Here is a 25,199-nt window from a genome sequence, read left to right as displayed (position 1 = left end):
AGGCGCCGCGGCAAGCCGCGCGAGCGCGGCCGCCCCGGCCGCGGCATCGCCCGGCGGCCGCCCCTGTTCCTGCGCCCAGGCGGCAAGCACGCGCGCTCGGTAGGGCTCCGCCCGCTCCGGCGTGTGGGAATGGTAGTGCCCGGCAGCGCGCGCCCAATCATTGGCCGCGCCATGCAGGGTCGTCAGGAACTGCGCCGCATAGCGGGCATTCGTCACGGGGTCGAAGGCCTGTTCCAGCGTTGGGAAGGCGTTGGGGTGGAAATGCAGGTTCACCTGCATGCAACCGACATCGATCACCCGGACGCCGCGGGCCTGGAGTTGCCGCACCTCGGCAATCGCTGCCTCCCGTGTCGGGAAATACATGCCGCGCCCTTCGGCGTTGATGGTCCAGGGCCATGGCGCGAACTGGCCGGTGGCGGGGTCGCGCCGGCCGGATTCGACGCGGCCGATGGCCTGGAGAAGCCCCGCGGGAATGCTGGCTTCGCGTTCGGCAAGGCTGATGGCGGCGCGACAGACGAGGCCGGCATCCCCTCCGGCCGAAGGGGTGCCGAGTGCCGGCGCGGGCGACAGAAGGATGGCAAGCAGGGCCAGGAGACGGGCACGCATGCCGCCCGAACGGCAAGGCGCGTGCCACTTTCGCGGCATGACCCGTTCACGCAATAAATATGCGCAGGCATGCTGCGTCGCGCCATTTATGCTGCGCTGCAAAAAAACCTTGCGCGGGTGATGGCAGGCCCCTATTTCTAGGCAGGCAGCGGCCCGGCATAGCCGTCCGCTGTCTTTCTTGGACGTTTCCTCCCTAAACTTGGCGGTGCCTTCGGGCACCGCCTTTCTTTTTTCGGGCGTGGCGGAGAAATCTCTCCCCCGCCATGCTGCAGTGCGTCAAGCGCGCAGGAAGGCCCAATCGGTCCCAGCGAGGCGCTCGATCAATGCCTGCAGGTCACGCGCGAGCGCGGGCAGGCCAGGCGCCGGCTCGATCCGCATTTCATCCATATACAGGGCCCGCGCGATCTCCACCTGAAGCGCGTGGGTGCCTTCCCGCGGGCGACCGTAGTGGCGCGTCACGTAGCCGCCAGCGTACGGGTCGTTCCGCCGCACGCGGTAGCCAAGCCCCAGGAGCACGTCCTCCACCAGGCGCGTGGCCTTCGGCGCGCAGGCGGTGCCGTGCGCGTCGCCGAGCACGAAGTCAGGCGGATTGGCCGACTGCGCGGGATGCGCCGGCATGGAGTGGCAGTCGATCAGCAGGCAGACGCCGAAGCGCGCCTTCGTCTCGGCGATCAGTTCCCCCAACGCGGCATGGTAGGGCTCCCAGCAGGCCCGGATGCGCGCCTCGGCCTCTGCGAAGGTCAGGCGGCGCCGATAGACCGTCTCCCCGGTCGCGACAATGCGCGCGATGGTGCCGAGTCCCGCGCCGACGCGCGGGCTGGTCGTGTTCACCCAGGGCGGCAGCGGCCCGTCGAACATGGCAGGGTCGAGTTCCCACGCCTCCCGGTTCGCGTCGCACCAGACGCGCGGGAAGGTCGCGGCGAGCAGCGGCGCGCCCAGGTCGGGGGCGGCGGCGAAGAGCTCGTCGACGAAGGAATCCTCGCTCCGGCGCAGCGCGAGCGGATCGAGCCGGGCCTCGGCCAGCAGCTCAGGCGGGTAGGCCTGGCCGGAATGGGGGGAGGCGAAGACGAGCGGCATGGACTGCCGCGCGGGGCGGCGGATCGTGACCGGCGGCGGCGCGCCGGCGATGCTAGGGTGCGGGAGGTCCATCCGCCCCGACCAAACCATAGGGCCCGGCCCATGTCACGCGGCGCCGCGATGCGATGCGGATTAGCGAAATAGTCAGCACCTGCGCGGCAAGTTGCCGTCATGTCCGGCAAGGCAAAAGGCTCCGGCGGTGGCGGGACCATCGTCATCAAGCGCGAGGAAGCTGGCGAACACGGCCACCATGGCGGCGCGTGGAAGGTCGCCTACGCCGACTTCGTGACCGCGATGATGGCTTTCTTCCTCCTCATGTGGCTGCTGAACGCGACCACCGAGGAGCAGCGGCGGGGCCTCGCGGATTATTTCGCGCCGACCAACCTGCTCGCCCGGTCCGTCTCCGGGTCCGGGCAGCCGTTCGGCGGCCGGACCCCGAATGAGGACGGCAACCAGACCTCGACTCAGGGCGCGATCCAGGTCCAGCCGGGCCAGCAGCCCGTCGTGCTCGACATCGAGGAAGACGATTCCGACACGCCGGCCCGCCGCATGACGCGGCGCGAGGGTCCCGAAGGGCGTGAGGAAGCCGAGGATCCGAGGCTGACCGCCGCCACGCCGCCGGGCGCCCTTGCCGGCCCCGAGCAGCCGCGCCCCGGTCCCGCCGACAACCCTGCGGCCGACCAAGCCGCCCAACAGGCCGCCCAGCAGGCAGCCGCGGCCCGGGCCGAGGCCCTTGGCGAGGAGCAACTGCGCCAGGAGCTGGCCCGGCGGGAGCGCGAGGCCTTCGAACAGACCGCGCAGCAGCTGCGCGAGACGATCGCGGCCGACCCGGCGCTCGCAGACCTCGCGCGGCAGCTGCTTGTCGAGCACACGCCCGAGGGGCTGCGCATCCAGCTCGTCGACGCGGAAGGCCAGCCGATGTTCGCGCTCGGCGGCGCCGGGCCGAACGAGCGCGCCCGCGTGCTGCTCGCGCGCGTCGCGCAGGCGGCCGCGCGCCTGCCCAATCCGATCGACATCGCCGGCCATACGGACAGCACCCCGTTCCGCGGCGGCGGCACCACGCGCAGCAACTGGGACCTCTCGGCCGAGCGGGCAAACATGACGCGCCGGCTGCTGGTCGAGTCCGGCCTGTCGGAGGCGCGCATCCGATCGGTCAGCGGGCGCGCCGACCGCGACCCGCTCCTGCCGAACGACACCGCCTCCGCGGCGAACCGCCGCGTGTCCATCACCCTTCTCCGCCAGGTCCCCGACCGACCGGCGGGCACGCCGGAGACGCGCCCGTGAACACCATCCTCGGCATCGTCGTCCTGCTCGTCATGGTGTTCGGCGGCTACATGCTCGCCGGCGGCAAGTTCGACATCATCATCAAGGCGCTGCCATTTGAGATGATGATGATCGGCGGCGCGGCAGTGGGCGCCTTCCTGTCGTCGAACTCGATGCACGACGTGAAGCACACGCTCGGCGGTATCGGGAAGATCATGAAGGGCGCCCGCTTCCACAAGCAGGACTACATGGAGATGCTGTCGCTTCTCTATTACCTCGTGCGCCTGGCCCAGACGAAGGGCCCCATGGCGCTCGAGCCGCATATCGAGAAGCCGGAGGAAAGCGCGGCCTTCCAGAAATTCCCCAAGATCGCCGCCGACCACCACGCGGTAATGATGATCTGCGACTATCTCCGCATGGTCGGCATGAACGCCGACGACCCGCACCAGATCGAGGACGTGATGGGCCGCGAGCTGAAGAAGCTGCGGGAGGAGGAGCTGCACGCATCCCACGCCCTGCAGAGCATCGCCGACGCGCTGCCGGCGCTCGGCATCGTCGCCGCCGTGCTCGGCGTCATCAAGACCATGGCCTCGATCAGCGAGCCGCCCGCGGTACTCGGCAAGATGATCGGCGGCGCGCTCGTCGGCACCTTCCTCGGCGTCTTCCTCGCCTATGGGATCGTCGGCCCCATGGCCACGCGCCTGAAGGGCGTGGTCGAGGAGGAGGCGCGCTACTACGACGTGATCAAGGCGGTGATCGTCGCGCACCTGCACGGCAACGCGCCGCAGGTCGCGGTCGAAACCGGCCGCAAGCTGGTGCCCAGCGGCTACATGCCGACCTTCCAGGAGCTGGAGCAGGCGCTCCAGGAACTGCAGATCGCCTGACGGCGCGGCGGGGGAAAGCCCCGCCGACGCGTGTCAGAGGATGAACCAGTCCTGCTCCGGGCCGGTCGCGGAGGTGACGACCAGCACGAAGTCCGGGGTCGGGCCGCCATCGATATTGCCTTCGATGCGGTACGCACCGGGGGCGATCTCCTCCCAGCGCAGTTGCCGTCGCACGCCCGAAGTGAAGGCTGCGTCGTCGATGAAGGTGAAGGCCTGGTCGCCATCCCCCGCGATGCCGTTCGCATCGATGAAGGAAAGGTCGATCCGGTCCTCGAAGCCCACACCGGCAGGATTAGCGAAGTCGGTGATCGTGTCTGCCCCCGTGAGGTCCGGGCTCTGCGCTGCGAGCACGAGCCGGAACACGTCGTTGCCGGTGCCGCCGGTCATGACGTCGGCCCCGTTGCCGCCGATCAGCGTATCCGCGCCATCCCCGCCGGACATCGTGTCGTTGCCATCCCCACCGCGCAGGATGTTGTTCGACGCATTGCCCAGCAGCAGGTTGTCGAGCGCATTGCCGTTGCCCTCGACGACGGTACCGCCGAGTTCCAGCACCTCGACATTCGCGGCGAGGGTGTAAGGTCCGCCCGCCGAGGCGACGACGGTATCCCTCCCCTCCCCGACCGCCTCGATCACGACGTCCGTCGCGGCCTCGAGCAGGTAGCGGTCATCGCCGAGGCCACCGACCAGGCGGTCGATGCCGACGCCACCGTCGACGATGTCCGCGCCATCGCCGCCTTCCAGCGTGTCCGCGCCGGCATCGCCGGACAGGATATTGGCGAAGCCGTTGCCGACGATCCGGTTGGCCAGGGCATTGCCGGTGCCGTCCTGCGCCGCGCCGCCCGCGAGGACCAGCGTCTCGACATTCGCGGCAAGGGTGTAGCCGCTCCCCGCCACGAGGCTGACCGTATCCGCGCCGCCGTCCACGATCTCGACGATCACGTCGGGCGCAGCGGCATCGATCCGGTAGAGGTCATTGCCGATGCCGCCGGCCAAGGTATCGATGCCAATCCCGCCATCGAGCGTATCGGCGCCGGCATTGCCGAGTAGGCTGTCTTCGCCCGCCCCGCCCAATAGAAGGTCGTTGCCGTCGCCGCCCAGCAGCGTATCGAGGCCATTGCCGCCCGACAGCGTGTCGTTGCCCGCCCCGCCTACGAGGCTGTCGCCATCCTCCCCGCCGTCAAGGGTGTCGTCGTCGGCGTCGCCTAGGAGCGTGTCCGCGCCGGCGCCACCGACAAGGGTGTCGAGCCCCGAGCCACCGACCAGGGAGTCGCTCCCTCCGAAGCCGTCGAGGAGATTGGCCGACGCGTTGCCATTGATCGTGTTGTCGAGTCCGTTCCCGGAGGCATTCTTGACCTCGCCAAGCAGGACCAGGACCTCGACATTCTCGGCCAGGACATAGGCCGGGCTGCCGTCCGAGATGCCGGACACCTCGACGCGGTCCAGGCCACCGCCGCCTGCCTCCTCCACCACGTCATTGTCGCCGTACACCACGCGGTAGACGTCGTTGCCGGCGCCGCCCTTGAGGGTGTCGGTGCCAACACCGCCGACAAGCGTATCGCCGCCATCGCCACCCAGGATCGAATCCGCCTGATCCGAACCGATGAGCGTCACCGCCGTGCCGTTGCCGGCGTTCGTCATCGTCCAGCCCGCGGCGCCGACCGCGGCGGCCAGGTTCGCGGAAAAGCCGTTCGCGCGGATCAGCGCGGCCGTGCCGTCGTTGCGCGTCACGCCCGTCGCCGTCCAAGCCGCGCCAAGTGTCGCGTCGACCGACGCGCCCGCCTCGACGTCGATCACCTCGGCGCCACCCAGGCCGAGGTCGGTGATGGTATCGCTGCCCGCCGTGATGTCGAAGCGGTCGAGGCCAGCGCCACCGGTCAGGCTGTCATTGCCGCCGCCGCCCGTGATCGAGTCGGCGCCGCCGGCGCCGTCGATGACATCGTCAAAGGCGCTGCCGATGATCGTGTTGGCGAGTGCAGTCCCCGTGGCGGTGGCGCCGGCCAAGAGGATCAGCGTCTCGACATGGTCCGCGAGTTGGAAGGTGCCGCCCGCGGTCGCCTGTACGGTGTCGGTGCCGCCATCAAGCGCTTCCACGACCCGGTCCAGGGCATCGTCGATGGTGTAGAAGTCGTTGCCGATGCCGCCGAGCAGGCTGTCCACGCCCGTCCCGCCCTCGAGCGTGTCGCTCCCGGCGGCGCCCAGGAGCGTGTCCGCTCCACCCAACCCGGACAGGATATTGTCGGAGGCATTGCCGGTGATGAGGTTGGCACTGCCATTGCCGGTGCCGGCCTCGACCGTGCCGCCGAGCTCCAGTTGCTCGACATTGTCCGCCAGCGTGTAGGTCGTGAGGTTCGTGACGACGACGCGATCGATCCCGCCTGTCGCCGTATCGGCCGCCTCGCCAAAGATCACGTCGGCCTGACCGTCGATGATGTAGAGGTCGTTGCCGCCGCCACCGCCGAGGCTGTCGAGGCCGAGCCCGCCAATGAGCGTGTCGGCCGCGGCGCCACCGACCAGCGTATCGGCCCCGTTCGAGCCGGTCAGCGTCACCGCCCCGCCGGTATTCGTCACCGTCCAGCCTTTGGGCCCGGTTGCCGCGGCCAGGTTCACGCCGAACCCCGCGGTCGTCAGGCTCACGGTCCCGGCGTTGCTTGTGGCTGCCGTCGCCGTCCACGCGGCACCTACGGTGCCGCTGGCGGTCGTGCCGATCAGCACGTCCAGCACATCTGCGCCGCCAACACCGACGCCGACGATCGAATCCTCTCCCGCATCGACCTGAATCCAGTCGATGCCGGCACCGCCTTCCATGGTGTCGTTGCCGCCGCCGCCAACGAGCGTGTCGGCGCCCTCGCCGCCTGCCAGTGAATTCGCGCTGCCGTCGCCGATCAGCCGGTTGGCCAGGATGTTCCCGATGCCGGTTGCGCCGTTGTTGCCGGTGAGCACGAGCACTTCGACATTGTCGGCAAGCGTGAAGGTACCCGCCCCGGTCGCCTGGACCGTGTCGGCGCCGGAGTCGAGTGCCTCGACGACGGTGTCAGTGTCGGCATCGACGACGTAGCGGTCGGAGCCGATTCCGCCCGCCAACCGATCGGGCCCTAGCCCACCATCGAGGCTGTCATTGCCGGCACCGCCGAAAAGCGTGTCGGCATTCGCACCGCCAATGAGCGTGTCGTTTGCGACAGACCCGGTGATCGTTGTTGCCGCTCCGGTGTTCGTCACGGTCCAGCCCCTGGGGCCGGTGGCGGCAGCGAGGTTCACAGCAAGGCCGCTTGTCGTCAGCGCGGCGGTGCCGGAATTGGTGGATGCGGCCGTGGCTGTCCAGGCGGCCGCGATCGTTGCCGCCGCGGTGGCCCCGGCGGACACGGCAAGCACGTCCGCCCCATCGGCCCCGAGGTCCTGGATGGAATCGACGCCGGCATCAACGACAAACCGATCGATGCCCGCGCCGCCGATCAACGTGTCGTTGTTGATGCCGCCGATCAGCGTGTCGTTGCCGTCGCCGCCATCGAGCGTATCGACGCCCGCCCCGCCTTCAAGGGTGTCGTTGCCGCCAAGGCCGGCGATCGTGTTCGCGTCTGCACCACCGACGATGCGGTTCGCGAGCGCATTGCCCACGCCGCCCGTGATGGCGCCGTTGAGCAGCAGGACTTCAACATTCTGGGCGAGCGTATAGCTGGTCTCCCCCGGGGCGGCGCTGACGATCACCACCGTATCGACGCCACCGCCGGCGACGCTGTCCTCGACGACGAGATCAAGCCCGGCTTCGAGCAGATATCGGTCGTTCCCGAGGCCGCCGACCAGGCTGTCGGCCAGAAGATCATTGCCTCCGTTGAGCGTGTCCGCACCGTCCCCGCCCAGCAGCGTGTCAACGCCGGCCGCGCCGTTCAGGACATTCGCGTTGGCATTGCCGACGATGATGTTGTTCTCGGCATTGCCGGTGCCGTTCAGCACCGACGCACCAGCCAGAACCAACACCTCCACATTCGCCGCCAGCGTATGCGTGGCGCCGCCCGTCGCACGCACCGTGTCCACGCCGCCGGCCGCATCCTCGGACACCTGGTGCGTGGTCAGGTCGACTATGTAGAGGTCATCGCCAAGACCACCGACGAGCTGGTCCGTCCCCAGCGCTCCGTCCAGCGTGTCGTTGCCGCCGCCACCCAGCAGGCTGTCGTCGCCCAAACCGCCGCGCAACGAATCCGCGCCCTCGCCACCCAGCAGAGTGTCGTTGCCTTCCGCGCCCGACAGCGTGTTCGCCAGCGTGTTGCCGACAATCGTGTTCGCCAGCGCGTTGCCAGTACCGCCAGCCACCGTCCCAGCCGACAGGTCCAGAACCTCAAGATTCGCACCCAGCGTGTACGCCGCACCGCCCGTCGCACGCACCGTGTCCGCACCAGCCGACACAGCCTCGACAATCACATCAGCCTGCGACTCCACAATGTAGAGATCGTCGTCCAGGCCGCCGATCAGCGTGTCGACGCCAGCATCGCCTTCAAGACGGTCATTGCCAGCACCACCGACCAGGCTGTCTGCCTCGCTGCCGCCCAGCAGGGTATCAGCGCCGTCGCCGCCTTCCAGCGAGTCCAGCCCGGCCGCACCGATCAGCGAGTTATTCTGGCCGTTGCCGACAATCCGGTTGCCAAGCGCATTGCCCGTGCCGTTCAGCACCGCGGCACCCGTCAGCAGCAGGTTCTCCACCTGGTCGGCCAGGGTGTAGCCGACACCGGACATGACCATCACTCGGTCCAGCCCGCCGCCCGCGCTCTCCACGATCACGTCCGGCGCATCGCCGTCGATGATGTAGGTGTCGTTCGAAAGACCACCAACAAGCGAGTCCGTGTCCGTCCCGCCATCGAGCGTGTCCGCACCGTCCCCGCCCAGCAGCGTGTCAACGCCGGCCGCGCCGTTCAGGACATTCGCGTTGGCATTGCCGACGATGATGTTGTTCTCGGCATTGCCGGTGCCGTTCAGCACCGACGCACCAGCCAGAACCAACACCTCCACATTCGCCGCCAGCGTATGCGTGGCGCCGCCCGTCGCACGCACCGTGTCCACGCCGCCGGCCGCATCCTCGGACACCTGGTGCGTGGTCAGGTCGACTATGTAGAGGTCATCGCCAAGACCACCGACGAGCTGGTCCGGCCCCAGCGCTCCGTCCAGCGTGTCGTTGCCGCCGCCACCCAGCAGGCTGTCGTCGCCCAAACCGCCACGCAACGAATCCGCGCCCTGGCCACCCAGCAGAGTGTCGTTGCCTTCCGCGCCCGACAGCGTGTTCGCCAGCGTGTTGCCGACAATCGTGTTCGCCAGCGCGTTGCCAGTACCGCCAGCCACCGTCCCAGCCGACAGGTCCAGAACCTCAAGATTCGCACCCAGCGTGTACGCCGCACCGCCCGTCGCACGCACCGTGTCCGCACCAGCCGACACAGCCTCGACAATCACATCAGCCTGCGACTCCACAATGTAGAGATCGTCGTCCAGGCCGCCGATCAAGCTGTCGATGCCGAGGCCGCCATCGAGCGTGTCCGCGCCCACACCGCCCAGAATCGTGTCGTTCCCACCGAAGCCGAACAGCGAGTCGTTCCCGCCACCGCCGACGATGGAGTCGGCAGTCGCCGTCGATGTCCCGCCGACAACGCCCGGAGACGCCGCCGTATCGGTGATGATGTCATCGCCGCTCGTGCCGATGATGGTTGCCATGGGCGTGGGGATCCGGATTGGGGGTCCGGCACCATCACCTCACGAAGCCGCGATTCACCACGAAGCAGACATTGAGTTAACTTTTTTTAATGCAACCCAGGGTGGGCACGAAGGCCGCCCGTCCGTCCCAAGGCGTGATACCGAGCGCCGATCTTCCCCGTTTTGTGAGTCAGTCCCTGCTTCCATAGATGGAACGCGCCGCATCTGGACTGACCAGCCCATCCTCCACATCGCGCTTCACGAGCGCAGGATCGCGCTCCTTCGGGTCGCCCATGCCTCCGCCGCCCGGCAGCTTCAGCAGCAACCGACGGCCCTTCGGGATGATCTGGAAGCCCTTCGTGCGCAGCACCGTGCCATTCGGATCGTTCATGCCGACCCAGCCGGGCGCGCCCTGCCCGCCGCCGTCGCGACCCTTCGGCGGATTGGCCACGCGGTCGAAGATGGCATTGACCGCGAATTCGGCATCGCCCTTGGCGCCGATCTCCATCACCTGACCGAAGCCGCCGCGCGTGCGGCCCGCACCTGCCGAATCGGGGCGCAACTGCTTCTGCCAGAAGATTACCGGCGCGACATTCTCCGTCGCCTCCACCGGCATGGTGCGCACGCCCGAAGGGAAGGCCGTGCCGTCGAGGCCGTCCTTGCCCGGCCGCGCGCCCGTCCCGCCGGAATTGAAGGTGATGATCTCGAAATCCTCGGTCTCGGCCGCCTGCCCCGAGACCTGGCTACCGCCGCGCAGCGGCGGGTTCCACAGCGCGGAAGAGCCTTCGGCATTCACGCGATGCGGCACCGCCTGGTGCAGGCAGCCCATCATCAGGTCGGGGATCAACTGCCCCACCACATGCCGCACGCTGACGGGATAGGGCCGCGGCGCGTTCAGGATGCACCCTTCCGGAATCTCCATCTGGAAGGGCATCAGCGAGGCCCAGTTGTTCGGCACATCGGGTGCAACCACGCACTTGATCCCGAAGCACGCATAGGCGCGGCAATAGGCGGGGGGCACGTTGATGCCGCGGTTCGACAGGCCCGAGGTGCCGGCGAAATCCACCACGATGCGATCGTCATGGATGGTCATGGCGGCCTTCATCGTGACGGGGGATTCGTAGCCGTCCGACTTGATCTCGCTGCAGAAGGTGCCGCGCGGCAGCTTCGCGATCTCGGCCAGCGTCGCGCGCGTGCTCGCCTCGAAGATGTAGCGGGCAAGGTCGTCGAGGCTCTCCATCGCGAACTCGTCCATCATCTCGACGAGCCGCTTCGCCCCCGCGTCGTTGCAGGCGCACAGGGAATAGATGTCGCCCTCGAGCTCGACCGGCGTGCGGGACCCGGCGCGGATGAAGTCGAAGAAGGTCTCGTTCGGCGCGTTCCGGTCGAAGCACTTCACGATGGGGATGTAGAGGCCTTCCTCGAAGACACTCCGCCCTTCTGGCCCCATGCCGAGACCGCCGATGTCGATGATATGCGCCGTGTTGGCGAAAAGGCCGACAATCTTGCCGCGGCGGAAGGCCGGCGTGACGACCGTGAGGTCATGCAGGTGCCCCGTCGCGAGCCAGGGATCGTTCGTGATGTAGTGATCGCCCGGCTGCATGGTGTGCGCGGGGAACTTCTTGAGGAAATGTGCGACCGATTCCGCCATGGAATTCACGTGACCGGGCGTGCCGGTCACGGCCTGCGCGAGCATCCTGCCTTCCAGGTCGAAGATGCCGGCGGAGAGATCGCCTGCCTCGCGCACCGTGGTGCTGAAGGCGGTGCGGATCATCGTCTGCGCCTGTTCCTCGACCACCGCGATCAGGCGGTTCCACTGGATCTGGCGCTGGATCTGCGCGAGGGCTCCGGTTTCCTTGCTCATCACGCGGCCTCCTGCGCCAGGTCGAGATATCCAAGCCCATCCATCCGGCAGGTCCAGCCCGGCCCCACCAGCGTGCTCGTCTCCGCCTCCGCCACGATGGCCGGTCCGGGCACGGCCGCGCCCGGCACCATGTGGTCGCGGTCGTAGACGGGCCATTCGGCTACCTCGCCCGTCGCCGTGTCGCGCACCATCTGCACGCGGATCGGCTTGGGCGGGGGCGCGTCGGCGACCGGCGCGGCAGGCTCCACATGTGCCTCCACCGTACGCACCGTGACGGCGAAGGAGAGGATCTCCACATCCGAGCCCGGCACGGGGCGGTCGTAGAAGCGCGTATATTCGCTGTCGTACAGCGCGCGGATTTCCGCGACATCGGCCGCCGTCAACGCGCGCGGCGGCAGCGGGACCGAGATCTCGTGCCCCTGGCCGACATAGCGCATGTAGGCGATGCGCGTCTCCTCGACCGGCGCACCGAAGGCGCCTTCCGAGACGACCTTCGTGGCCTCGGCCGACATGGATGCGAGCAGCCCGTTCACCGCGGCGAGGTCAAAGGTGCCGAAGCGCTGGTAGAGCGACTTCACGACCTCATAGGCCACTGGCGCGCGCAGGAATCCGATCGCGGACCCCACGCCGGCGCCGGATGGCACCAGCATGCGCTTTACGCCGATCTTCTCCGCCACGCGATAGCCATGCACCGGTCCCCCACCGCCGAATGCGATGACGATGCGCCCGTCGTAGCCCTTGCCGCTTTCGATCGCGTGGACACGTGCGGCATTCGCCATGTTCTCATCCACCATCTCGACCACGCCGAGCCCCGCCATGTCAGCGGACAGGCCGAGCTTGCCGCCGACATGCGCGGCAAGCGCATCGCGCGATAATTCCGGCTTCAGCGGCAGCGACCCTCCGGCGAACAGGTCGGGCTCGTAGCGGCCAAGCGCGAGGTTCGCATCCGTGACCGCGGGATGCGTGCCCCCCCGCCCATAACAGGCCGGCCCCGGATCGGCGCCCGCCGATTCCGGCCCGACCTGGATGCGGCCCATGCTGTCCACCTGCGCGATGGACCCGCCGCCGGCGCCGATCTCCACCATCTCGATCACCGGGATCCGCAGCGGCAGGCCCGATCCCTTCTTGAAGCGCCCGACGCGCGCGACCTCGAAGGTGCGCGACGCCTGCGGGCGGAAATCGTCGATCAGGCAGACCTTCGCCGTCGTGCCGCCCATGTCGAAGGACAGGACCTTGGAGAAGCCCCGCTGCTTCGCGACGAAGGCGGAAAAGATGGCGCCCCCGGCCGGGCCCGACTCCACGAGCCTGATCGGAAAGCGAGAGGCCGTCTCGATCGTCGTCAGCCCGCCGCCCGAGAGCATCAGGAACAGCGGGCAGCCAACGCCCGCCGCGCGCAGCCCGCTCTCGAGCCGCCCGAGATAGGTCGCCATCAGCGGCTGCACATAGGCGTTGGCGACCGTCGTGCTGAACCGCTCCCACTCCCGCATCTCAGGGGAGACGTCCGACGAGAGCGAGACCGGCACCCCCGGCCACATCTCGCGCACGATCGCCGCGGCGCGCTGTTCATGCGCGGGGTTCACGAAGGCATGGAGGAAGCCGATGGCCAGGCTCTCGATACCCTCGCCCTTCAGGAACTCCACCTGCGCGCGCACCGCCGCTTCATCCAGCGGCACGAGCACCTTGCCGGTGTTGTCCAGCCGCTCCGGCACCGCGACGCGCCAGCGCCGGCGCACCAGCGGCTGCGGCAGGTCTATGTTGAGGTCGTACTGATCGTAGCGCGCCTCGTTCGCGAGCGCGAGCACGTCGCGGAAGCCCTCGGTCGTCAGCAGCGCCGTCTTCGCACCCTTGCGCTCGATGATCGCGTTCGTCGCGAGCGTGGTTCCGTGGATGACGAGCGACAGGTCGTGCGGCGCCATGCCGGCCTTGGCCAGCACCTGCGTGACACCCTCCAGCACGCCCTTCTCGGGCGCGGCGGGCGTGGTCAGGACCTTCGCGGTCCATCGCTGCCCGTCCTTCTCGATGGCGAGGTCGGTGAAGGTTCCGCCGATATCGACCGCAAGCCGAGCCGTCACTGCGCCATCTCCGCCGCCCAGCGCTGCACCACGGCGCAGGCCGCCGCAAAATCTTCCATGCGCATGTCTTCCTTCGGATTGTGGCTGCCGTTCTGGTTGCGGACGAACAGCATGCTGGACGGAATCCTGGCCTCGGCGAAGGCGGCCGCATCGTGCCCGGCGCCTGAGGCGATCGGAACGTGCCGGATGCCGAGCGCATCCGCCGCGCGGGCGAGCCCCGCGCGGATGCCCTCATCCATGATCGCGGCTCGGCTGCCCGTCTCGGGCCCGCGCACGAAGCGCACGCCGCGGCGCGCCTCGATCTCCGCCATGAAGCGGTGCAGTGCCTCGAACATCAGGTCGCAGGCGTGCGGGCTGACGCTGCGCACATCGAGGGAGAAGGTCGCCTCCCCCGCGATCTTGGTGAAGCCGGCCTCGGTCGTCGTCGCCATGGTGCAGAAGGTGCAGACCAGCACATGGCCCATCGCGTCCAGCCGGCACCATTCCTCGTCCATCCGGTGCACGAGTTCCGCCAGCGCGGCCGCGGCATCGCGGCGGTACTTGCGCGGCGTCGCGCCGGAATGGTTGTACTCGCCCACCACGCGCGCCTGTCGCAGGCGCCGGCTACCGGGGATGCCGGTGACGATCCCGACGGGCACCTGCTCAGTCTCCAGCACGGGCCCCTGCTCGATATGCAATTCGAGGAACGCGGCGATGTTGTGCGGGCCGATCGCGTGCTCGCCGCGCGCAACGGCCGCCGGGTCGAAGCCTTCCTCGGCCATATGCTCGGCCAGCGTCCGCCCGGAATCCTGGCGGCAGATGTCGAGTCCGTCCGCCTTGAACAGCCCGAGCGCCATGCGGCTTCCGGGATAGGAGACAGGGAACCAGGCGCCCGCCTCCTCCGCCCGGATCGCCATGACGGTGACATCGCGCCCCGGGACGAAGCCCGCGCGCTTCATGCCCGCGACCGCGGCCATGCCGGCCAGGACGCCGGCGGCGCCGTCGTAGTTGCCGCCCTGGCGCACGCTGTCGAGGTGGCTGCCGATGACGATGCGCTTCGCGGCGCGATCGGCGCCGGGCAGCGTCATGTACAGATTGCCCGCGACATCGACCGTGCTCTCGAGGCCGAGCCGGTCGGCCGCCGCGCGCACCAACGCATGCGCCATGCGCTCGCCGGGGCCGTAGGCTTCGCGCGTGACGCCCTCGCCATCGGTGCTGCCGGCCCTGAGCCCGGCGAAGAGTTCGGCGGCGAGCTCGGTGTCAGGCGTCAGGTTCGGCAGCATGGCGAAGTCCCTGGAAGAAGTATCCCCCCGGGCGCCGGGCGCCCGGGGGGATCGGATTGACGTCAGAACATGCTCCGCACGCGGCCGCCATCGACGCGCACCATCGTGCCGGTGATGTAGGCGCCGGTCGCACCCGCGAGGAAGGCGCCCATCGGGCCGTACTCGGAGGGCTCGCCGACGCGGCCCGCGGGCACCTCGCGGCCGGCCTTGGCGATCTCCTCGTCGACGCTCGTGCCCGCCTTCTCCGCGCGCACCGCGGCGGTCTGCGTGATGCGGTCCGTGCGGATCGAGCCTGGGGCGAGGATGTTCATCGTCACGCCATCCGCCGCGACTTCGGCCGAGAGCGTCTTGAGCCAGGCCCAGATCGAGGCGCGCAGCGTGTTGGACAGCGCCAGCGTCGGGATCGGGTGCTGCATGCCGGAGGAACCGACGACGATCACGCGCCCGTACTTCTGCGCCCGCATCGCCGGCATCAGCCGCATGGTGATGCGGATCGGCGAGACGACAATGTTCTGGAACCACTTCACCAGGTCCGCTTCCTTCATCTCGGACGCGGTGCAGACCGGCGGCCCCCCATGGTTCAGGACGAGGATGTCCACGCCACCCATGGCCGCCACGGCGGCATCGGCCAGCTTGTCCATCTCCTCGCCGCTCGACACATCCGCCTGCACGACGGTCACGGCGGGCGCACCCAGCGCCTTCAGGTCCGCGGCGGCCTTCTCCATCGCCGGCACGTCGCGGCCGCTGATCGTCAGCACCGTGCCCTCGGCGGCCAGCGCATCGGCAATCGACCGCCCGAGCCCCTTGGCCCCGCCCATGACCAGCGCGCGCTTGCCCTTCAGACCGAGATCCATTTGCCCATTCCCTGTGCGTTGCCGTGGAACCGCGCGGACCCTGCCCCCTCCCCCGCCCCCTGGCAAGACGGGGCGTGGCGCGCTATGCGCCGGCAGGCTCCACAAAACCATGCAGGAAGCGTTCCATGGCCAAGCCGGTCCTCCTCGTCACCCGCAAGCTGCCCGATGGCGTCGAGGCGCGGCTCGCCGGCCTGTTCGATGCGCGCCTCAACACGACCGATGAAGCCTGGTTCCGCTCGGGTGCCGAGATCGCACGCCGCGCGACGGAAATCGGCGCGGCCGGCGTGCTCTGCGCCGCGGGCGACCCGATGAACGCGGAGACCATCGCAGCCCTGCCGGCGAGCGTGAAGATCGTCACCACCTTCTCGGTCGGCGTGGACCATGTCGCGCTCGAGGCCTGCAAGGCGCGTGGCATCGCCGTGACGCACACGCCGGAGGTCCTCTCCTTCGCCACCGCCGAATGCGCCTTCACCCTCATGCTGATGGCCGCGCGCCGCGCCGGCGAAGGGGAACGCATGGTCCGCGCCGGCAAGTGGGACGGCTGGGCACCGACGCAGCTCATGGGCGTGACGCTGCAGGGCAAGAAGCTCGGCGTGCTCGGCTTCGGCCGCATCGGCCGCCAACTCGCCGACATGGCGCGCGGGATGCAGATGGAGATCCACTACCACGACGTGCAGCGCCTGCCGCCGGAACTCGAGAAGGGTGCGACCTTCCACCCGACCGAGGATGCCTTCCTCGGCGCCATCGACGTTCTCTCGATGCACGTCCCGGGTGGGGAAGGCACGCGGAAATGGCTCAATGCGACGCGGCTGGCGAAGATGAAGAAGGGCGCGCTGGTGGTGAACACGGGCCGCGGCCCGTCGGTGGACGACGAGGCGCTGGTCGCCGCGCTCGCCTCGGGCCACATCCGCGCCGCCGGCCTCGATGTCTATGACGGTGAGCCGAAGGTCCATCCGGGCTATTTCGCCCTGGAGAACGTGGCGCTGCTGCCTCATCTCGGCTCCGCCACCCTCGAGACCCGTGACGCGATGGGCGCACGCTGCATCGAGAACCTGGAAGCGCTGCTCCTCAAGGGGCAGAACCCGCCCCACCGCGCCGCCTGACCCGACCGAAGGACGCACCCCGATGCATTTCGACTTCACGCAGATCCCGCACGAGCAGGCCTACAAGCTCGTTGTCGCCTCGGTCGTGCCGCGCCCGGTCGCCTGGGTGGTCAGCCAGGACCGGGAAGGGCGCGTCAACGCCGCCCCCTATTCCTTCTTCAACGCCTTCTCCGACAATCCGGTTGTGGTCGGCATCGGCTGCGGCCCGCGCGCGCCCGGCGCGGTGAAGGACACGCTCGCCAACATCGAGGCGACGGGCCAGTTCGTCGTGAATCTGGTCTCGGCGGCGAATGCCGAGGCGATGAACGTCACCGCCATCGATTTCCCCCCCGGCGTGAACGAGATCGCCGAGGCGGGGCTGACCACGGCCCCCTCGATGCGCGTCAAGGTGCCCCGCATCGCGGAAAGCCCGGTCGCGTTGGAATGCGAGATCTTCCAGTTCGTGCCCGCCGGCCGGCACACGATCGTGCTGGGCCGCGTCGTGGCGCAGTATGTGCGCGACGACTGCGTCCTGGATGCGGACAAGTTCTACCTCGACACGCCGAAGCTCGAGCTGGTCGGCCGCATGCACGGCCGCGGCTGGTATGCCCGCACCACAGATCGGATCGAGATCCCGCGCATCGGCCTCACCGAATGGGAAGCGCGCCACAAGGGCTGACCCGGCCCCTGGACACCCTTCCGTGGCGCGGCCACCCTGCGCCACGGAGGAACCGATCCATGACCACGTTCCAGGCACCGCGCCGGGCGTTGCTGGCCCTGGCTGCAACGCTGCCCATGCCGGCGCTGGCGCAGGCCTTTCCCGACCGGCCGATCCGCTTCGTCATCCCCTGGCCGCCCGGCGGCACCAACGACATCGTCGGGCGCCTCGTCTCGGATGGCATGGCGGCGCGGCTCGGCCAGCCCATCGTCATCGAGAACCGCGGCGGTGCCGGTGGTGCGCTCGGCGCCGAGGTCGTCGCGAAGGCGACCCCGGATGGCTACACCATGCTGCTCGGCGGCTCGGGCAGCCTGACGATCAACCAGCTCGTTCGCCGCCGCCTGCCCTACGACCCGGCGACCGCCTTCGCACCGATCGGTATGATCGGCAGCGGCGCGAATGTCATCGTCGTGCATCCTTCGGTGCGCGCGACGAATCTGCGCGAACTCCAGGCCGTCGCGCGCACTGCGAGCCCTCCACTCAACTATGCCTCGCCCGGCGTCGGCAGCACCGGGCATGCCGCCGGCGCGCTGATCACTCAGGTGCTGGGCGTCGAGATGGAGCATGTGCCCTATCGCGGCACCGGCCCCGCCATGAACGATGTCGTCGCGGGGCGCATCCAGGTCTTCACCAACGCCCTCGCGCCCATGCAGCCGCAGATCGCGGCGGGCACGGTGCGGCCGCTCGCGATCGCGGGGCCGCGCCGCAACGCCGCAATCCCGGACCTGCCGACGACGGGCGAATCCGGCTTCCCCGACATCCAGGCCGCGACCTGGTACGCGCTGCTGGCGACCGGCGGCACGCCGCCCGACCGCGTCGCGCGACTGCACGCCACGTTGAACGCGACGCTCGCCGACGCGGAGATCCGCCGGAAGCTCGAGGAAGGCGGAATCGACGTGGAGCCGAGCGAAAGCCCCTCCGCCTTCGCCACCTTCGTGCGCGGCGATCATGAACGCTGGGCGCCGGTCGTGCGACGGGCCGGCGTGTCGATCGAGTGATGGCGCCGCGCCAGTGCCGCTCGGCGGCGCGACGGGGCGGACGGGAGGCCACGCCTTGATCCACCGCCGTTCCATCGCGCTTGCGGCGGCATCGCTTGCCGCCTTTCCGCTGCGCGCGCAGCCCGCCTGGCCGGCGCGCCCAATCCGCCTCGTCGTCCCCTTCGCGCCGGGCGGCACAACGGACGTGGTCGGGCGCATCCTCGCCGAACGCCTGGCCGCCCGGCTCGGCCAGCCGGTGGTGGTGGAGAACCGCGCGGGCGCCGGCGCCACGATCGGCGCGCAGCAGGTCGCGCGCGCGGAACCGGACGGGCACGCGCTGCTCGTATCCTCCTCCACCTCCCACGGTGTCTCGCCCGCGCTCTATCCCACCATCGGCTACGATCCGCTCGCCGACTTCACCCATGTCGCGATGATCGCGCGATCGCCCTCCGTGCTGCTGGTCAATCCCGCGAGCCCCGTGCGCACCCTCGGCGACTTCGCCGCGGCAGCGCGCGCGGCGGGTGAGGTGCGCTTCGCCGTGGCGGGCATCGGCACCTCCTCCCACCTCGCCGGCGTCAGGCTGGCGATGGCACTGGGGGTGCGGACCGAGAGCATCCCCTATCGCGGCGCGGGGCCGGCGCTGACGGACCTGATCGGCGGCGTGGTGCCGGCGATGCTCGACAGCCTGCCCTCCGCCGGCCCGCATGTGCGCGCCGGCGCGCTGCGCGCGCTGGCAGTGAGCGGCGCCGAGCGCGCGCCCGCCTTCCCGGACCTGCCCACGCTGCGCGAAGGCGGGCTCGACGTTGTCTCCTACGCCTGGTTCGGCATCTCGGGCCCCGCCGGACTGCCGCCCCCGGTCACGGCGCGGCTCGCCGCCGCGATCCGTTCCGTGCTGCACGACCCCGCGACGCGCGCGCGGCTCGAGGAACTGGGCGGCGCGCCGCCGGACACGACGCCCGAAAGCTACACCGCCTTCATCCGCGACGAACTCGCTTCCTTCGCCCCGCTGGTCCGCGCCGCGGGGCTCCGACCGCAATGAGGACAGAGACATGACCCGCACCGTCGGCCGCATCCTGGCCGAAAGCCTCGCCGCGCACGATGTCGACCTGATCTACTGCGTGCCCGGGGAATCCTATCTCGGCCTGACGGACGCGCTGACGGAATTCCCGCAGATCCGCCTCATCGTCTGCCGGCATGAAGGCGGGGCGGGCTTCATGGCCGCGGCCGATGGCCGCATGCGCGACGGGCGCGCGGGCGTCGCACTCGTCTCCCGCGGCCCCGGCGTGACGAACGCGATGATCTCGCTGCACACCGCCTATCACGACGCGACGCCGATGGTGATCCTGATCGGCCATGTCGAGCGCAAGGATGTCGGCCGCCTCGCGCTGCAGGAACAGAACTATTCGCGCCTGCTGTCGGACGTGACCAAGGGCGTCTTCGAGGTGATCCAGCCCATCCAGGCGAGCGAGGTGATCGCGCGCGCCTTCCACCTGGCCGAGTCCGGCACGCCGGGCCCGGTCGCCGTGATCCTGCCCGAGGACATCTTCGACGAACCCGCCGAAGGCGCCGTCGTGGCACCGCGCACCCGGCCGAAGCCCGGTCCCCGCGCGGAGGATCTCGATCGCCTGGCGGAGATGCTGGCGGCGGCCGAGCGCCCGCTCGTGCTCGTGGGCGGCGCGCTCGCGGCCTGCGGGGACGCGGCGCTCGCCGACCTCAATCGCCTCGCGGAAGCCTGGTCGCTGCCGATCAGCCCGACGCATCGCCGTCCGCATCTGTTCGATGCGAATCACCCGAACTATGGCGGCTACATGGGCATCCGCGTGCCCAAGGTGCTGCTGGACGAGATGAAGAAGGCGGACCTCATGGTCTGCCTGGGCGAGCGGCTGTCGGATTCGATCAGCCAATCCTACACCTTCCCCGCTGCCCCCGACCCGCAATTGCCGCTGGTCCAGGTCTGGCCCGACGCGAACGAGATCGGCCGCGTCTGGCGCGTCGACCTGCCGATCGCGGCCGACCCGCACGCCGTCATCCGCGGCCTGCTCGCGCGAAACGCGCCCGAGGCGAGCGCGGCGCGGCGCGGCTGGGTGAAGGGGCTGAACACGATCCACCGCTCGCTGCTCGCCCCCGAATGGGACCGGATGGCGGATGGCGTGAACTTCGGCGCCGTCTGCGCGGCCATGGCGCGACACATCCCGAACGACGCGGCCGTGACGTCGGATGCTGGGAACTTCTCCTCCTTCCTCCATCGCTACTTCCCATTCCGCCAGACGCACATGTTCCTCTCGTCGAACGTCGGCGCGATGGGGGCGGCGGTGCCGATGGCCGTCGCCGCCGCGCTGCGGCGGACCGACAAGCGCGCGGTCGCCTTCGTGGGCGATGGCGGCATCCTGATGACGGGCAACGAGATCGCGACCGCGGTGCGTGAGGGCGTGGCACCTATCGTGATCCTGTCGGACAACAACGGCTACGGCACCATCGGCATGCACCATGAAGGGCGCTATCCGGGCCGGCCCTACGACCAGGCGACGCGCCTGGTGAACCCGGACTTCGTCGCCTGGGCCGAATCCTTCGGCTGCGCGGCCTTCAGGATCGCGACAGAGGAGGAGATCGACCGGGTGCTCGCGGAGGCGTTCGCCGTCACCGACCGCCCGGTGCTTGTGCATGTCCGGTCCTCGGCGGTGCAGGCCTCGGCGTGGCGGAAGCGCAGCATGCCACTCCCGGCATGAGCTCGCCCGTCTGATAGCTGGCGGCACGGGAATTGCTCGGCGATTGGTGAGGGGTCCTGGCCGGGAGGGCGCCCCGGCCCCAAGCAGGAGCGACGTGCGCCCATGCCCAAGCGACTTGCGGCCCTGGCCCTTGGCCTCGGCCTGATCTCCACCCCCGCCATGGCCCAGGTGGATCTCGGCGCCGGTTTCTCGGTCACCGGCTCGGTGATCGGCGCCACGGATTATGTGTTCCGCAACATCAGCCAGACGCGCAACCGCCCCGCCGTGCAGGGCACGGTCGAGCTCTCGCACGAGACGGGCCTCTATGTCGGCGCCTTCGCGAGCAACGTGACCTTCCCGGGCACCGATGCGCGGCAGGAAGTCGACGTCATTGCCGGCTACCGCCGCACGATCAGCGGCTTCACCTTCGACATCAGCGGCATCGGCTACACCTATCCCGGCTATGATCGCCAGCCGGGGCAGCAGGAGCTCTCCTACATGGAGGCCATGCTGAAGCTGAAATACGAGCTCGACCCCGTCACCTTCGTCGGCACGGCCGCCTATTCGCCGAACTTCTTCGGCCGCTCGGGCGATGGCTACTGGCTCGAGGGCGGCGTCGATGTGAAGCTGCCGGTGCTGGACATCGTGCTGTCGGGCCGGCTCGGCTACCAGTGGATCGAGCGCAACGCCCGGTTCGGCGCGCCGGACTACCTCGCCTACAGCGTCTACGCGACGGTGCCGATCGCCTACGGCTTCTCGGCGTCGGCCGGCTACTACGGAACGGATATCAGCCAGCGCGAATGCGGCGGGCTGAAGGTCTGCGACGGGCGCTTCATCGCCGCCCTCACCTGGACGTTTTGATGGGCCCTCAGACGGCGGCCGGCGGCCATCCGGCCGCCTTGCCTTCGCGCCACGCACTGGCAGTCCCGGCGCCACTGACGGGTCGGGCACCGTCGCGCCTTGCGCTCCCGGCCCGAGGCATGTGCCTCGGGTCGAATCTATTCGGCGCTATTCCGCGGCGATGCGCGTCGGGTCGAGTTCCACCTGCTTGAGATCGTAGGCGCGCAGATCGGCGTGGAGGCGCGGCAGGTCCGCCTCGAACAGCCCGCGCGTGACGCCCGCCGCGATCCGCGGCACCGCGATCGTCATGGCATTGATCGAAGATCCTGCCGGACCGAAGGACATGCTCGTGCCGATGCCGAAGAAATGGATGTCGCGGATCCAGGGCGTCTCGCCAGGCCGCCGTTCCTCGAAGGCGTAGTCGGGCGCAAGGTAGGGGAAGGCCGAAAGGCGATCATTCGCCTCCTCGGCCGGCGGTGCATAGCGATCGGACCACAGCGCGATGTTGTCGGCGAAGCCCATCAGTTCCGGCACCAGCGAGGCATCCATCCGCACGCCCGTGCCGCAGATCGCATAGTCCGCGGCGAAATCTCCGCGGGCGGTCTCCAGCACGGCACGCCCGCCTTCCGTCCGCGCGCCCGTCCAAGGCCGTCCGACATGCATGGTGAAGTTCGGGTGCGCATTGACGCGATTGTAGGTGTCCTGCGGGAAACCTTCCCGCAGGCCCAGGATGTAGGACATGAAGCGCCAGCGCCATTCATCCGGCATCTCGTGCAGGTGGCGGATGAAGCCAGCGAAGGTCAGCCATCGATAGGGCTGGATCACCATCGGTTCGGCGCGCCGGCAGAAAAGGTGCACCTCCCTCGCCCCGGATTCGAGCGCCATGGCGGCATTGTCGAAGGCCGAGGCACCTGCGCCGAGCACCGCCACGACCTTGCCGCGCAGCGCGGCGAAGTCGATCTCCTCCGCCGCATGGGCGCGCAAGGCCGGCGGCAGCGCCGTGACGAAGTCCGGCATCCACCATTCGCCGAAGCCGTCCTGGCCGGTGGCGAGGACCACCTTGCGCGCGAAGAGGGTGCCGTCGTTCGTCTCGACCGCCAGGCAGGGAAGACCGTCATCGGTGCGCGCCGGGCCGATGCGTCCCGCGCTGACGCCGTTGCGCACCGGAATGCCGGTCACGCGGCGGAACCACAGCAGGTAGTCGTTCCAGTACTCCTTCGGGATCCAGCGCATGGCGGCGAAGTGTTCCGCGCCGAATTGCGCCTCGTGCCAGGCCTGGTAGGTCAGCGACGGAATCCGCAGATCCGGCCCCGTCTGGTCCTTCCAGGAGCGGAGGTTGTGCATCCGCGCATAGGTCACCCAGGGCCCCTCGCGCCCTTCCGGCGCACGGTCCAGCACCAGGATGTTGTCCACCTTGTCGCGCTTCAGCGCGAAGGCGACGGCGACGCCGCATTGCCCGCCGCCGACGATCAGGCAATCCAGCACGGGTCGCCCACCGGAGGATTTGGGCTGCAGCCAGGGCGCACGCGGATGCGCGGTCAGCTCCAGGTCGCGGGCGATGTCGGCTTCGAGGTCGGCAAGGGTGCGAGGCGCGGGCATGGGGAAAACATAGCCGCGCCGCGCCTGTCAGCAATCAGCCTCATCGCCGCACAACGAAGCGGCAGGCTGGCGCGCGAATGGGCGCGGACTCAGCCCGCCGGCGCGTCCAGGAGGCTCACATGCGCCGCGACCACCCGCCACCCTTCCGGGAACCGCACCCAGCTCTGCTGCTGGCGTCCGATGCGCGTCGAGCCCTCCCGCCGGAAGGTGATGGAGGCCGTGGCGAAATCCCGGCCATAGGTGGTGATCGAGGTGCGCAGGATCTCCCGCGCCAGCCCCTTCGGCGACCGGCCGGCACGGAAGGCCGCGATCTCCTCCGCGCCGAAGAGGTTTTCCGTGGCGCCGAAGCGCACCGTCTGCAGGCTGACCCAGAAGAGTTCGTCCAGCACCGGCACGTCGTTGGTGACGAGCGCGGTCTCGTAGCGCGCGAAGGCCGCCTCGACCTCCGCCTTCACCTCGGGAATGTCGATCTGCATGCTCAGGCTCCGAAAGCGGCGACGGGGGCGCGGGCCAGGCCCGAGGCCTCGAGCGCGCGGGCGACGCGCAGCGCGAGATCCTCGCGCCAGGCCGGCGCGATCACTTGCACGCCCAACGGCAGCGGACCGCCCGGCCAGACCGGCACGGCGGCCACGGGCAGGCCGATGAACGAGATGGGCTGCGTGTAGAGCCCGATATTCGGCCGCAGCGGCATCGTCGTGCCATCCAGCGTGACCTCCTGCGTGCCGAGCAGCGGCGCCGGCATGGGCGTCGAGGGCGCGAGCAGGATGTCATGGTCCCGCAACAGCGTGGCGACCTCGGCCGCGAACCAGCGACGGAAGCGCTGCGCCGCCTGCACCCAGGCGGCCGGCAGAAGGCTGCCGGCGATCAGCCGGTCCCGCACCGCCGGGTCGAAGTCGCCCGGCCGCGCGCGCAGGCGGGGCAGATGAAGTTCCGCCGCCTCGGCCATGGTGATGAGGAAGGCGGCGCCGCGGGCGCGCTCGGCCTCCGGCATCTCGACCGTCGCGGTCGCGCCGAGTTCGCGCGCCACGGCGTCCAGCGCGGCGGCGCTCCCGGCCATGCGGTGCCGCGCGAACCAGCCGCCGAGGCAGGCGATGCGCAAGCCCGCGATGCCCTGCTCGAAGCCATGGCCGACCGGCTCCGCCGCGCGGCGCGTGCAGGCCGGGTCGGCCGCATCAGGCCCCAGCAGCGCATCGTAGCAGGCCGCGAGGTCCCGCACCGACCGCGCCAGCGGCCCCACATGGTCGAGCGCGGCGACGAAGGGAAAGGCGCCCGCGCGCGAAAGCCGCCCATAGGTCGGCTTCAGCCCGAAGGTGCCGCAGAAGGCGGAGGGTACGCGGATCGAGCCATTGGTGTCCGACCCCAGCGCGATTGCCGCGAGCCCGCCCGCGACCGCCCCCCCCGAGCCGCCCGAGGACCCGCCCGTCATCCGCCCCGTATCGTGCGGATTGCGCGACGGCCCGTCATGCGCGTTCTCGCCCGTGAAGTCATAGGCGTATTCGCCCATGTTGAGCGCGCCCAGCGTCAGCCCGCCGGCCGCTTCCAGCCGCGCGACGGCGGTCGCGTCGGCGGTCGCGGGCAGATGGTCGCGGTTGATGCGCGACCCGGCGCGCGTGCCCAGGCCCTCGATGTCGAACAGGTTCTTCGCCGCGACCGGCGCGGCGGCGAGCGGCGGCAGCGCATCGCCCCGGGCGCGCGCGGCGTCCAGCGCGGCAGCCCGGGCCCGGGC

At 69.8% G+C, this 25,199-nt stretch carries 18 protein-coding genes; 8 read left to right on the top strand and 10 right to left on the bottom strand.

The features are described 5' to 3' along the window. Both HW577_RS06165 and HW577_RS06160 read right to left on the bottom strand, forming a co-directional pair. Window positions 1-606, bottom strand: a 606-nt coding sequence (locus tag HW577_RS06165; protein WP_198375242.1) for a transglycosylase SLT domain-containing protein, incomplete at its 3' end; no start/stop codon positions are given. 276 nt (window positions 607-882) lie between these two features. Further along, window positions 883-1,755 (bottom strand): N-formylglutamate amidohydrolase, encoded by an 873-nt coding sequence (locus tag HW577_RS06160; RefSeq protein WP_198375240.1) that lies wholly within the window; start codon window positions 1,753-1,755, stop codon window positions 883-885. A 99-nt stretch (window positions 1,756-1,854) separates the two neighbouring features. Between HW577_RS06160 and HW577_RS06155 the strand changes: the two genes are divergently transcribed. Continuing rightward, on the top strand, window positions 1,855-2,967 hold the full coding sequence (locus HW577_RS06155) for a flagellar motor protein MotB (RefSeq protein WP_198375239.1): 1,113 nt from the start codon (window positions 1,855-1,857) through the stop codon (window positions 2,965-2,967). Then, on the top strand, window positions 2,964-3,830 hold the full coding sequence (gene motA, locus HW577_RS06150; protein ID WP_198375237.1) for a flagellar motor stator protein MotA: 867 nt from the start codon (window positions 2,964-2,966) through the stop codon (window positions 3,828-3,830). Before HW577_RS06155 ends, motA begins: the two co-directional genes overlap by 4 nt. A gap of 33 nt (window positions 3,831-3,863) precedes the next feature. Here motA and HW577_RS26850 read toward each other — a convergent pair whose 3' ends face one another. The 5 genes from HW577_RS26850 to HW577_RS06080 form a co-directional block, all read right to left on the bottom strand. After that, window positions 3,864-9,521 (bottom strand): calcium-binding protein, encoded by a 5,658-nt coding sequence (locus HW577_RS26850; RefSeq protein ID WP_269769511.1) that lies wholly within the window; start codon window positions 9,519-9,521, stop codon window positions 3,864-3,866. A 169-nt stretch (window positions 9,522-9,690) separates the two neighbouring features. Next, window positions 9,691-11,364 (bottom strand): hydantoinase B/oxoprolinase family protein, encoded by a 1,674-nt coding sequence (locus tag HW577_RS06095; RefSeq protein WP_198375235.1) that lies wholly within the window; start codon window positions 11,362-11,364, stop codon window positions 9,691-9,693. Next, complete coding sequence (locus HW577_RS06090; protein WP_198375234.1) at window positions 11,364-13,436, bottom strand: hydantoinase/oxoprolinase family protein; 2,073 nt, start codon at window positions 13,434-13,436, stop codon at window positions 11,364-11,366. The genes HW577_RS06095 and HW577_RS06090 overlap by 1 nt, the downstream gene beginning before the upstream one ends. Continuing rightward, a complete protein-coding gene (locus HW577_RS06085) occupies window positions 13,433-14,698 on the bottom strand; it encodes a Zn-dependent hydrolase (protein WP_198375232.1) in 1,266 nt (421 codons plus the stop codon). The genes HW577_RS06090 and HW577_RS06085 overlap by 4 nt, the downstream gene beginning before the upstream one ends. 62 nt (window positions 14,699-14,760) lie before the next feature. Beyond that, complete coding sequence (locus HW577_RS06080; protein ID WP_198375230.1) at window positions 14,761-15,552, bottom strand: SDR family oxidoreductase; 792 nt, start codon at window positions 15,550-15,552, stop codon at window positions 14,761-14,763. Between the two features lie 125 nt (window positions 15,553-15,677). Here HW577_RS06080 and HW577_RS06075 point away from each other — a divergent pair, with 125 nt between their 5' ends. The 6 genes from HW577_RS06075 to HW577_RS06050 all read left to right on the top strand — a co-directional run bounded on the left by HW577_RS06075 (window position 15,678) and on the right by HW577_RS06050 (window position 21,895). Further along, window positions 15,678-16,655: a 2-hydroxyacid dehydrogenase gene (locus HW577_RS06075; protein WP_198375228.1), complete on the top strand. Its 978-nt coding sequence runs from the start codon at window positions 15,678-15,680 to the stop codon at window positions 16,653-16,655. 22 nt (window positions 16,656-16,677) lie between these two features. Further along, complete coding sequence (locus HW577_RS06070) at window positions 16,678-17,313, top strand: flavin reductase family protein (RefSeq protein WP_198375226.1); 636 nt, start codon at window positions 16,678-16,680, stop codon at window positions 17,311-17,313. A gap of 59 nt (window positions 17,314-17,372) precedes the next feature. Further along, on the top strand, window positions 17,373-18,350 hold the full coding sequence (locus HW577_RS06065; RefSeq protein WP_198375224.1) for a Bug family tripartite tricarboxylate transporter substrate binding protein: 978 nt from the start codon (window positions 17,373-17,375) through the stop codon (window positions 18,348-18,350). Between the two features lie 55 nt (window positions 18,351-18,405). After that, window positions 18,406-19,368, top strand: a complete 963-nt coding sequence (locus HW577_RS06060) for a Bug family tripartite tricarboxylate transporter substrate binding protein (protein ID WP_198375223.1) — start codon at window positions 18,406-18,408, stop codon at window positions 19,366-19,368. A gap of 10 nt (window positions 19,369-19,378) precedes the next feature. After that, a complete protein-coding gene (locus tag HW577_RS06055) occupies window positions 19,379-21,055 on the top strand; it encodes a thiamine pyrophosphate-dependent enzyme (protein WP_198375222.1) in 1,677 nt (558 codons plus the stop codon). A gap of 102 nt (window positions 21,056-21,157) precedes the next feature. Then, window positions 21,158-21,895, top strand: a complete 738-nt coding sequence (locus HW577_RS06050) for a TorF family putative porin (protein ID WP_198375220.1) — start codon at window positions 21,158-21,160, stop codon at window positions 21,893-21,895. Window positions 21,896-22,042: 147 nt separating this feature from the next. On the opposite strand, the gene HW577_RS06045 is transcribed toward HW577_RS06050, so the two are convergent. The 3 genes from HW577_RS06045 to HW577_RS06035 all read right to left on the bottom strand — a co-directional run. Further along, window positions 22,043-23,473, bottom strand: coding sequence for an NAD(P)-binding domain-containing protein (locus tag HW577_RS06045; protein WP_198375218.1), 1,431 nt, complete (start codon window positions 23,471-23,473; stop codon window positions 22,043-22,045). Window positions 23,474-23,562: 89 nt separating this feature from the next. Beyond that, window positions 23,563-23,949 (bottom strand): oxalurate catabolism protein HpxZ, encoded by a 387-nt coding sequence (hpxZ, locus tag HW577_RS06040; RefSeq protein ID WP_198375217.1) that lies wholly within the window; start codon window positions 23,947-23,949, stop codon window positions 23,563-23,565. A 2-nt stretch (window positions 23,950-23,951) separates the two neighbouring features. Beyond that, window positions 23,952-25,199, bottom strand: a 1,248-nt coding sequence (locus HW577_RS06035; RefSeq protein WP_198375215.1) for an AtzE family amidohydrolase, incomplete at its 5' end; no start/stop codon positions are given.

The organism is Neoroseomonas rubea, from assembly GCF_016106015.1.
GTDB classification, from domain to species: Bacteria; Pseudomonadota; Alphaproteobacteria; order Acetobacterales; family Acetobacteraceae; genus Neoroseomonas; species Neoroseomonas rubea.
The sequence above is the reverse complement of the archived record's forward strand: the minus strand, read 5'-3'. Positions and strand labels throughout refer to the sequence as shown.